Genomic DNA, 10,462 nt, shown 5'->3' with positions numbered 1-10,462 from the left:
CCTGACTCCTAAAACTAGAAAAATTTGTACCTCACAAGTATGGGAACTGCTATATCATTTCCTAAAAATAACAAAAATTGAACAAACAACTTTATATTTAAGCTTTAACAAAAAAATTTTATAGAGACATGGTAACTTCGATCACTGCTTTGGGAACAATAAAGGAGTAAGCAGACTACGACTACTGCCTTATGTCCTCTTTGTCTTCCGCCAACTTAACCTCTTCCAAACGCAATCGGGCAGTTGCCCTACGCAATTACTTTTCACCCTTCGGGAATAAACTGATCGAATCTGGATACGTCGGCCCAGATCAGATGAAACAGGCCCTCGTAGAAACCCGTAAAACAGGTCGTCCCCTAACCGATGTGTTACAGGTGATGACCGGCGAACCCTTATCCCCGGATTTATTACGACAGTACAAAAAACACCATCTATTTGAACTAAAAATCCTCTACGGTGTGGACTCTATCGATCCCGAAGTCTCCCCCGTGGCCGACAAGCAGATGGGCGAACTGATCAATTCTTTGATCCCTTTCGATATTTGTCGTCGCCATAAAATTTTGCCCCTATCTCGACACGAAGGGGAACCTCCTTCTGTGTTGGTTGCCATGGTTGACCCGGATAACCTAGCAGCCCAGGATGACTTAAACCGTATCTTCAGGGCAAGAAACCTGCATTTGCGGCGAATGGTCATTACCCAAGAAGATTACGACCGTTTATTAGAACAGTATCATGAATTTAAAGGGGAGATTGACGCAGAAAACGAACGTCTTTCTAAAGAACAAGCCCTTAAAAAAATGGCCGATCTCTCGGATATTGTGGGCAACCTCGACGCAACTATGTCCGAAGAAAGCGACGACAGTCACGATGCCTTAGACTGCAACGATGCTGATCAAGCCCCTGTTATTAATCTAGTCAATAAAATACTTGCTAAAGCCTTACAAGAAGGTACTTCGGATATTCATGTTGAACCCCAAGAAGAAACCCTTGGGGTTCGTTTCCGTAAAGATGGGGTGCTACAACAGGCTTTTGACCCCCTACCGCGAAAAGTAACCCCGGCGGTGGTAGCTCGTTTTAAAATTATGGCGGATCTCGACATCGCTGAACGTCGTCTTCCTCAAGACGGTAAGATTCGACGTATTTATCAAGGTCGCAAGGTGGATTTTCGGGTCAATACCTTACCCAGTCGTTACGGGGAGAAAGTTTGTCTGCGGATCTTGGATAACTCTGCTACTCAATTGGGATTAGATAAACTAATTACCAACCAAGAAACCTTAGAAATTGTCCGCGACTTAGCCAGTCGTCCTTTTGGCTTATTTTTGGTGACTGGTCCCACTGGTTCAGGTAAATCTACCAGTCTATATTCTGTTCTAGCCGAAAGAAATAACCCCGAAGTTAATATTAGCACCGCCGAAGATCCCATCGAATATTCCTTACCAGGTATTACCCAGGTGCAGGTGATTCGAGAAAAAGGGATGAATTTTGCCTCCATTTTACGGGCATTCATGCGACAAGATCCGGATGTGATTCTGGTGGGGGAAACCAGGGACGTAGAAACTGCAAAAACCGCTATTGAAGCAGCCTTAACAGGTCACTTGGTGTTAACCACCTTACACACCAACGATGCACCCGGAGCCATCGCCCGTCTGGATGAAATGGGGATCGAACCTTTTATGATTTCTGGAGCCTTATTGGGGGTACTGGCGCAACGATTAATGCGTCGGGTATGTAGCGAATGTCGAGTCCCTTACAAACCCACTAAAGCAGAATTAGCCCGTTTTGGTTTGTCTGTCTCTAACGATGATGAAATCACTATCTACAAGGCCAATAAATTGACCTCAGACGAAATAGCCGAAGCCAAAGAAAAAGGTACTCTCTGCCCAAAATGTGGCGGTAGTGGTTACAAGGGACGGGTTGGGGTTTACGAGGTGATGCGGAATACTGAGCGAGTTCAAAGCTTAATTAACGAGGGAGCAACCACCGATCGCATCAAGGAAGCTGCCGTCGAAGAAGGGATGATCACCATTCTTGCCTATAGCTTACAACTGGTTCAAGAAGGTTACACCACTCTCGAAGAAGTGGAACGGGTAACCTTTACAGATACGGGACTCGAGGCTGAATTGAAAGCTAAGCGCAAGAGTTCTTTGGAGTGTAAAACCTGTTCTGCGGTACTGGAACCAGAATGGATGGACTGTCCTTATTGTATGACTCCCAGATTTACCTAATTACTAGTCTAATTTTATTTTAAGGAGGAAAATTTCATGGACATGATGATCGAAGACTTGATGGAACAACTGGTGGAAATGGGAGGCTCGGATATGCACATTCAAGCCGGTGCGCCCATTTATTTCCGCAGTAGTGGTAAATTAGCCCCTATTGACGACGAACCTCTTTCTCCTCAAGAAAGTCAAAAATTGATTTTCAGTATGCTCAATAATAGTCAAAGAAAAGAGTTAGAACAGAACTGGGAATTAGACTGTTCTTATGGGGTGAAGGGGTTGGCGCGGTTTCGGGTGAACGTTTACAAAGAGCGTGGGTGCTACGCTGCTTGTTTACGGGCTTTATCTTCAAAAGTTCCTAATTTTGAACAGTTAGGACTGCCCAATATTGTCCGAGAAATGGCTGAGCGTCCCAGGGGTTTGGTGTTAGTTACTGGCCAAACGGGATCGGGTAAAACCACTACTTTAGCAGCAATTTTAGACTTAATTAATCGCACTCGACAAGAACATATTTTGACGGTTGAAGACCCTATAGAATACGTTTTTCCTAATGTTAAAAGTCTCTTCCATCAAAGACAAAAGGGTGAAGATACCAAATCTTTTGCCAATGCTTTAAAAGCTTCTTTACGGGAAGATCCTGACATCATTTTGGTGGGGGAAATGCGGGACTTAGAAACCATTGGCTTAGCTATCACTGCAGCAGAAACCGGACACTTAGTTTTTGGGACGTTACACACTAATTCTGCTGCTGGTACTATTGACCGTATTGTTGACGTATTTCCTGCTAATCAACAGGCGCAAATTAGAGCGATGTTATCTAACTCTTTGATCGCTGTGTTTAGTCAATGTTTAGTTAAGAAACATAAACCCAAACCCGGTGAATTTGGTCGGGCGATGGCTCAAGAAATTATGATTGTTACTCCTGCCATCGCTAACCTCATGCGAGAGGGAAAAGCTGGTCAAATTTATTCCGCTATTCAAACAGGAATGAAACTAGGAATGCAAACAATGGAACAAGCTCTAGCTAACCTAGTTGTTAGTGGTTCTATTTCTTTTGAAGAAGCGGTGTCTAAAAGTGCTAAACCTGACGAATTACAACGGTTAATCGGTGGCGCAACTATGGGAACAAAAGCTAAATCTCGTCGTAGATAAAATTTTTTAACTGCTGTTTATCTTATATAAAATAAAATGCCTACTTATATCGCTCAAGTCAAGGACTTAAAAGGAAAAATCACTAAACAAAAAGTTGAAGCTACTTCTCCCGACCAAGCTAGAGCAATGCTTCGGCAGCAATACCCTAGCATTGGCAAGATCAAAGAAGCAGGAATGCAGATTGATTTATCAGGCCTTAGCGGAGCTTTAAATAACGTTGGTGTTAAGGATAAAGCTGTTTTTTCTCGTCAGTTCTCTGTAATGATTAATGCAGGGGTTGCTATTGTTCGTTGTTTGGGAGTTTTATCGGATCAAGCAACAAATCCTAAACTAAAAAAAGCTTTATTAGCTATTAGTGCAGAAGTGCAACAAGGGATTAGTTTATCCGAGGCTTTAGGAAAACATCCTGACTGTTTTGATCAACTGTATGTCAGTATGGTAGAAGCAGGAGAAACTGGGGGGGTTCTGGATGAAGTATTGAACCGTTTGGCAAAACTTCTCGAAGATATGGCCCGACTACAAAACCAAATTAAATCAGCTATGGCTTATCCCGTTACGGTAGGTATTTTAGCAGTGATTGTTTTCTTTGCTATGACTATCTTTTTGATTCCTGTTTTTGCAGGAATTTTCCAAGATTTAGGGGCAGAATTACCAGCATTAACCCAATTCATGCTTTTCTTAAGCGGTATTATGAGAAGCTGGAAAATTCTTATTCCTATTGTGGGTTCTATTGTCTTAGTCTTTGGTATTAGACAATACTATAAAACCCCTATCGGTCGTTTACAAATTGATAAATTTCTTCTAAAAATGCCCTTGTTTGGTGACTTAAATGAAAAGTCTGCTGTAGCACGTTTTTGTCGGGTTTTTGGAACTTTAACCCGTTCTGGAGTTCCTATTCTTACCTCTTTAGAAATTGTTTGTAATACGGTGGGAAATAAGGTTATTTCTAATGCAGTAGCAGGGGCTCAATTAGAAATTCAACAGGGTGGTATGATGAGTTTAGCTCTACAAAATGCCAATGTTTTTCCTCAGTTAGCTATTCAAATGATTTGTATTGGCGAAGAAACGGGGGAACTGGATGCCATGATGATGAAAGTAGCAGATTTTTATGAGGATGAAGTAGAACAAGCGGTTAAAGCTTTAACCAGTGTTATTGAACCTTTAATGATGGTTGGTATTGCTGGTATGGTAGGGGTTATTCTTTTATCTATGTATCTACCCATGTTCAAAATCTTTGACGAACTGGTTTAAGGAATTCACAAGTCAATATTTGCAACTTATAGAGACGTTAACAAAAACGTCTCTATAATAATTTAAGGGGTTATTTATTACTAATTTTTTATGTCTATTAAACCATCCCATTACGAACAACTTTTATGCCAATACAGCGATCGCTTGACTGCTATTTCTCTCTTAAAACAGCATCGTTTTTATCTAGAAATGCTCCCGAGTTTACGCCGTCCAGAAGAAAGTTTAATTACTATTCCTCTCCCAGTTGTTAAAGTTCGTCAACCAAAATCTTTAAGCGAAAGTCGTCTAAGTTCTCCTAATATTCAAGAGGCGGTTCAATTACCTTGCGATTTAGCTATCATGATGTGCGATCCCGAATGGAAAATTAAATTAGGGTCAGAAATTCTTATTTTTATTCATCGTCCTCACGAAGATTTTTCCCATTTATTAGGCCGTTGGCGACAAACTCAAATTCACTTAGAAAAAGATTATGAATGGTTAATGCCTATACAAGAAGCACATATGTTAAGTGAAGGAGGTGATAAATTTTATCCTTTATTTGTGGTTTTTGAACATACTTTAGAAAGAATCAAAAAGGGTTTAAAAGGGTCTTGTTTACCTTATATTATTCAACAATCTATTTCTGAAGAAAGCGAGGAAATTTTAGAATCTATTAAGGAGTGATCGCCATTTTCAACGTGAGTTCGACGATGAAAAAAATACTTCCGTTTTTACTTTTTTCTCCTTTCAAGGATAAAAACATATACTTTAATGTTGAAACAGACCAATCTCTATCTTACTCACATCTTGCATCTTGTATAAAATTGGCTAGTTTGTAGGCGTTCAGCGTTCAGCTATCAGCCATCAGTTGAAACAGATCAATCTCTATCTTATGCTGTGAGTGAGATTAAACCAATGCTTATAGCAGTTTTCATTTGCATAGATTAAAAAGTTTCTAGCTTTGAGGCAGGAGGCAGGAGGCAGAAGTTAGATTCTGAGATTCGCCACTCAATTGAAAATCGCTATAACGCTTTCAGCTAAGAGATGAAAGCCAAACGCTGTGCGATAGCGCCGGAACGGAGTGAGGAACTGCTTACTGCTGACTAATTTAAGTTTTTATATGCTGGTGCAAGATGTCAGTTGAGGATTTTATGTCAAGAAACCATCATTCTACTTCTTCAAAATCGCCCAAATTATCGTCAAATTGGGTAATAATATCCATGAGTTTGCCGACAATGCGCTCAAAAACTTTCTTGCGTTGCAACAATTTGGGCTTATGGATACAGGCACTCAGTACCGTATCTCGTAGGGGTGGTTTGCCCGTAAAATGGTAGTTTTCCATCATCTTATTGATAGCATCTTCTATAAGGTTCTCTTCTTCACAGAGCTTTTTGATGGCTTCTATACGCTCCTCATCCCAAAAATCACTAAAGACTTTGCCTAGTTTTTCATCGGGGGTAAGGTCAGGCATACGGGTTTCAATAAATTTCTCGATAAGCTCCCGTTTGCTCCGTAGTTGGGCTTCTTTGCCCATAATATTAAGGATGTCAGCTTTTTTCTGTTGATAGTCTTCTTGTTTGGCTTGGTCTTGCCTATCCCGTTGCAGTTTGGCTAATAGTCTGAGGATATAGGCGACGTTGATTTCATCCCTTTGTATCAATTCTAGTTCAAAATCGATTTCTTCAACGGGGGAGGGGTCGTCTTCTTCGGGTTTGTTTCGGGTTCTATCGTAAATATCGAGGTATTTGCTCTTATAATCTTCAAAACTCTGCTCATCGATGTCTAGGTCAGAAAAGCTGAACTCGGTAAAGGATTTGCTGACATTGAGTAAGCGCATCAGTTTACGGAAGGCTTTGACATAGTCCACTTGGTCATCTTCGCTGATTAGTTTATTGACATCATTGGGGGTGAGAGCAATGGCTCTTAATTCTTCTACGCCTTGATTGAATTGTTCTATATAATGTTCATAGGGTTCAATAAATATTTGTTCTTTGGCATTCTCGTTAGAAAATAGGGTAATAGCTTCGTCGGTATGGTCTTTAAGGTTCCGAAAACAGACGATATTTCCTTGGGATTTTAGTTCGCCTAAAATGCGATTGGTACGAGAATAGGCTTGAATGAGTCCGTGATATTTGAGGTTTTTATCGACATAAAGAGTATTAATTTTTTTGACATCAAAACCGGTCAAATACATATTGACGACGAGGAGAATATCCGCCCGTTCTTGGTCTTTAAAGTCCTCTCTATCTCGGTCTTTCATGCGCTTGGCGATATCTTTATAGTAGGCATAAAAGGCTTTACTATCGCGAAGTGAATGCTGGGTTTTATACAGGTCATTATAGTCTTTGATAAAGTCAGCCAATTTGTCTCGACTGTGGGAACTGGAGGCGGTATTTTTTATGTCAAAATCAGGGTCGCCAATCAGTCCATTGGCATCGTCGTCTTCTTCATTTATTCCTGGGGTAAAGATGGTAATGACCCGTAAATTATGCTCTCCTTGTTGTTTTTTCTGCTTAAATATTTCGTAGTAGGTGATAAGGGTATCGACGTTACTCACACACAGCATGGCGGAGAATTTTAGTCCGTGGGTTTTGCGGTGATGGTGTTCAATAATCCAGTCGATAATAAGAGAAATACGTTGAGGATTTTCGTAGAAGTCTCTATCTAATTTGGGTTCGGTGATCAGGCTGCCGTCTTTAAGTTTGAGTTTTCCCCAGTATTCCACAGAGAATTTTAAAACGTTTTCATCGGCGATGGCGTTGGTGATAACGTATTTATGAAGGCAGTCTTCAAAGAGGTCTTTAGTGGTGCGTTTTCCGTGTTCATTACTGACAGAATTATCAGCAAAAATGGGGGTTCCTGTGAAGCCAAACATCTGGGCTTTTGGGAAGAATTTGACAATATTTTTATGGGTTTGACCAAACTGGGAACGGTGGCATTCATCGAAGATAAAAACGATGGGTTGATTGCGTAACGCTTCCATCGCTGCTTCATGGCGTGGTTTCTTGATAGCTGTATTCAGTTTTTGGATGGTGGTGACAATGAGTTTATTTGTCCCTGCCATCTGCTTGACGAGTTGTTTGGTTTTGTCGGTGGTATCGACAGAATTAGGGCAAAAATGGTTAAATTCTCGGCTGGTTTGATAGTCTAAGTCTGCTCTATCCACCACGAAAACGACCTTATGGACGTTGGGCAAACGGGTGAGTATCTGGGCTGCTTTGAAGCTGGTGAGGGTCTTTCCTGAGCCTGTGGTATGCCAAATATAGCCCTTTTTGGGGGTGGTTTTGACACGCTCAATAATGGCTTCTACGGCATAATATTGATAGGGACGTAGCACCATCAAAACCTTGTTTGATTCATGAAGAACAATATAGCGACAAATCATTTTAGAAAGGTGACACTTTTCTAGGAAACTGTCGGCAAAGTCTTCCAGTTGGGTGATGAGTTGGTTATTTTCATCAGCCCAGTAGCAGGTTTCTTTATAGCTTTGTTTACGGTTGTTGGCGTAATAACGGGTATTTACGCCGTTAGAAATGACGAAGATTTGAACATATTGAAAGAGGGCATTATCTGCCCAAAAGGAATGTCTTTGATAGCGATTAATTTGGTTAAAAGCTTCTTTTAATTCTAGTCCTCGGCGTTTCAGTTCAATTTGTACGAGAGGTAAGCCGTTAATCAGCAGAGTGACATCGTAGCGGTTTTTATAGCGTCCTTTTTGGCTGATTTGGTGGGTAACTTGATACTGGTTTTGATACCAGTGTTCCATATTGATGAATTCGAGATAAATGACGCTGCCATCATCTCTGGTCAGTTCCATTTTATCCCGTAGGCGTTTGGCACGTTCAAAAATATTGCCTTTATCGAGGTGATTTAATACTTTTTTAAATTCGTCGGAACTTAATTCAATCTGGTTATGTTTTTCCAATCGTTTCTTGTCCTTTTGGTATTCTTTGACTTAAAAAACAAGCTTCTGTAATAACTCCTTCACAAGTAATTAATGAAGAGTTTGTTTGAGTCAGTTGTGTAACTGCCCAGTCATGAAATTTATCTTTTGGCATTAGAAAGGCAATTAACGCACCTGTATCTAAAATAATCTGATTGCTCATTATTCGCCAAATCCTTCTAAGTATTTAGGATTATGGGAAAGGTCTTCTATGTCGCTATCGAGACAACCAGCAAATTCATGAGCAACTTCTGCAAAGGATTTTTCTACTTTCTCAGGCTTTGCTTGGAGGTATTCTATTAGTTGAAATACCTGTTTTTGTTGTTCGGGGGAAAGTTGCTTGATTTTTTCAATGGCTGATTCTAGGTTTAACATGGGGTTTGCTCCTTATTTTAACTTCATACAAGGTTATTCTAGTCGTTGTTTTTAATCTTAAAATAGCGACACATTAATTAGAGATAATAGGGGTTAACCATTGCTCAGTTTTAGCACACCAAACAACTGTAAATTTATCTTCAGGGATGGAAAAAAGAGCAGTAGTTTCTCCTTTTTTGTTAGTAAATTCAACCTCAAAAACACCATTTTGATAGTCGTCAATAATTGCTCCCTGTTCTCCTTTTCTTAGGCTAAATTTAGGAATGTCTGTTAAAAGTTCGATGACATCAAATAATTCTGCTTTGTTCATCGTTCTATTGTAATTTTTCCAAGTCTGCTAAATCTTGAAGCCTTCCCGATGCTTTTTTGTTACACTTAAGGTTTTCTAAGTCAATAAAGTTAATGATACTATTATCAATAGTAATTTCTATTTTAGATTGGTAATATTTTTCAAAGTCAACTCCATCAGGGGTTGTAATTATATCAATGCGGTTAGGAGGATAACCTAATTGAATAATTTGATCTTGAGTTTGAAAATCTTCGGCTGATAAACCCACATTACCAAAACCAAATTGAGTTAGTGCAATCATTAGCTTTTGGGCATTTTCGTGACTCATTTCAATCCAAATATCAATATCTTTCGTATAGCGTGGATGTCCATGAATGGCGACTGCATAACCTCCAATAACCAAAGATTTAACTTGATTTTCGTTTAATAATTGTATAAATTATTTGAAGTCTTGGTTCAGCATTATATCTATATTGATGATAGTCTTGGCGAATTTCTTCTAGGGCTTCTAGGCGTTTAACAGGGGGTTGACTTTGCCAATATTTAAAGTCACTGGTTTGGTTTTTCTGGTTAATTTTTTTGATTACTTTTTCCATATTTACAGTTAATATCTTTTTACTATTATAACCTATTTTTAAAGAGTTTTAAATAAACATCTTTTGCAATAATCCTTTCTTGAATTGTTCCATACAGTCGATTTGTTGGCTAACAGCGTCGATTTTGTGGTCAATCGCAGTGAGAAATTGGGCGATTTTTTGTTGTTCTTTTAGAGTAGGACAAAGCACTGATAAGCTTCTTAGCTGTGTTAAACCTATTCTCTTGCGCGTTGAGCCAGAACTTGCACTTTCGGCTTTATTTCTAAACATTGATGAATTTATAAAAGAGTATACAAAATACATATCAAATTTCTTTTTATTAACAACTAAACGAATACCATCAGAACACATTAAATAGCGTTCATGATAATCAGGAACTATACAAGCCCTTGCGACAGGATCTCCCATTTTTGAAAGAAGAATATCATTTGGATATATATTACAGCTTATTAATTGGTCTGCTTTTATTTCAGAAGTAAATATTTGATAATCATTTAAAAAATGCCCATCGCCTATATTTTGAAGCTGAATAACCCTAACGCCTTCTGTTGTATAATCAGAAGATTTTAAATCAGAGCCAAAAGGTCCCCCAGTGAAACTATATTGGGAGCGTGTCACTTTTGCGGGTGGGGTGTTAGTTAGCGGGCATGGTCCTACA

The 10,462-nt window shown here is 39.4% G+C and carries 11 protein-coding genes; 4 read left to right on the top strand and 7 right to left on the bottom strand.

The genetic code is table 11. The annotated features are described in order from the left end of the window. Positions 1–191: 191 nt before the first annotated feature. The 4 genes from P9B04_RS07425 to P9B04_RS07410 all read left to right on the top strand — a co-directional run bounded on the left by P9B04_RS07425 (position 192) and on the right by P9B04_RS07410 (position 5,285). Positions 192–2,225, top strand: a complete 2,034-nt coding sequence (locus tag P9B04_RS07425) for a GspE/PulE family protein (RefSeq protein WP_342054359.1) — start codon at positions 192–194, stop codon at positions 2,223–2,225. Positions 2,226–2,261: 36 nt separating this feature from the next. Further along, the gene (locus P9B04_RS07420) at positions 2,262–3,371 is read left to right on the top strand and encodes a type IV pilus twitching motility protein PilT (protein ID WP_342054358.1); all 1,110 of its coding nucleotides are present in this window, start codon (positions 2,262–2,264) and stop codon (positions 3,369–3,371) included. 36 nt (positions 3,372–3,407) lie between these two features. Beyond that, a complete protein-coding gene (locus tag P9B04_RS07415) occupies positions 3,408–4,622 on the top strand; it encodes a type II secretion system F family protein (RefSeq protein ID WP_342054357.1) in 1,215 nt (404 codons plus the stop codon). Positions 4,623–4,712: 90 nt separating this feature from the next. Continuing rightward, positions 4,713–5,285, top strand: a complete 573-nt coding sequence (locus tag P9B04_RS07410) for a hypothetical protein (protein ID WP_342054356.1) — start codon at positions 4,713–4,715, stop codon at positions 5,283–5,285. Between the two features lie 481 nt (positions 5,286–5,766). Here P9B04_RS07410 and P9B04_RS07405 read toward each other — a convergent pair whose 3' ends face one another. The 7 genes from P9B04_RS07405 to P9B04_RS07375 form a co-directional block, all read right to left on the bottom strand. Then, positions 5,767–8,526 carry a type I restriction endonuclease subunit R gene (locus P9B04_RS07405; RefSeq protein WP_342054355.1) on the bottom strand — a complete coding sequence of 920 codons (2,760 nt, stop codon included), beginning with the start codon at positions 8,524–8,526 and terminating at the stop codon, positions 5,767–5,769. Then, positions 8,513–8,707: a PIN domain nuclease gene (locus P9B04_RS07400; RefSeq protein ID WP_342054354.1), complete on the bottom strand. Its 195-nt coding sequence runs from the start codon at positions 8,705–8,707 to the stop codon at positions 8,513–8,515. Before P9B04_RS07400 ends, P9B04_RS07405 begins: the two co-directional genes overlap by 14 nt. Further along, on the bottom strand, positions 8,707–8,919 hold the full coding sequence (locus tag P9B04_RS07395) for a hypothetical protein (RefSeq protein WP_342054353.1): 213 nt from the start codon (positions 8,917–8,919) through the stop codon (positions 8,707–8,709). The genes P9B04_RS07400 and P9B04_RS07395 overlap by 1 nt, the downstream gene beginning before the upstream one ends. Positions 8,920–8,992: 73 nt before the next feature. Further along, positions 8,993–9,229, bottom strand: coding sequence for a DUF4926 domain-containing protein (locus tag P9B04_RS07390; RefSeq protein WP_342054352.1), 237 nt, complete (start codon positions 9,227–9,229; stop codon positions 8,993–8,995). A 4-nt stretch (positions 9,230–9,233) separates the two neighbouring features. Then, positions 9,234–9,611, bottom strand: coding sequence for a hypothetical protein (locus P9B04_RS07385; RefSeq protein WP_342054351.1), 378 nt, complete (start codon positions 9,609–9,611; stop codon positions 9,234–9,236). A 4-nt stretch (positions 9,612–9,615) separates the two neighbouring features. Beyond that, positions 9,616–9,804, bottom strand: coding sequence for a hypothetical protein (locus tag P9B04_RS07380; protein WP_342054350.1), 189 nt, complete (start codon positions 9,802–9,804; stop codon positions 9,616–9,618). A 48-nt stretch (positions 9,805–9,852) separates the two neighbouring features. Continuing rightward, positions 9,853–10,462 (bottom strand): restriction endonuclease subunit S (locus P9B04_RS07375; RefSeq protein ID WP_342054349.1); only part of this gene is annotated, 610 nt, incomplete at its 5' end.

The organism is Crocosphaera sp. Alani8 (assembly GCF_038442745.1).
Lineage (GTDB): Bacteria > Cyanobacteriota > Cyanobacteriia > Cyanobacteriales > Microcystaceae > Crocosphaera.
The sequence above is the reverse complement of the archived record's forward strand: the minus strand, read 5'-3'. Positions and strand labels throughout refer to the sequence as shown.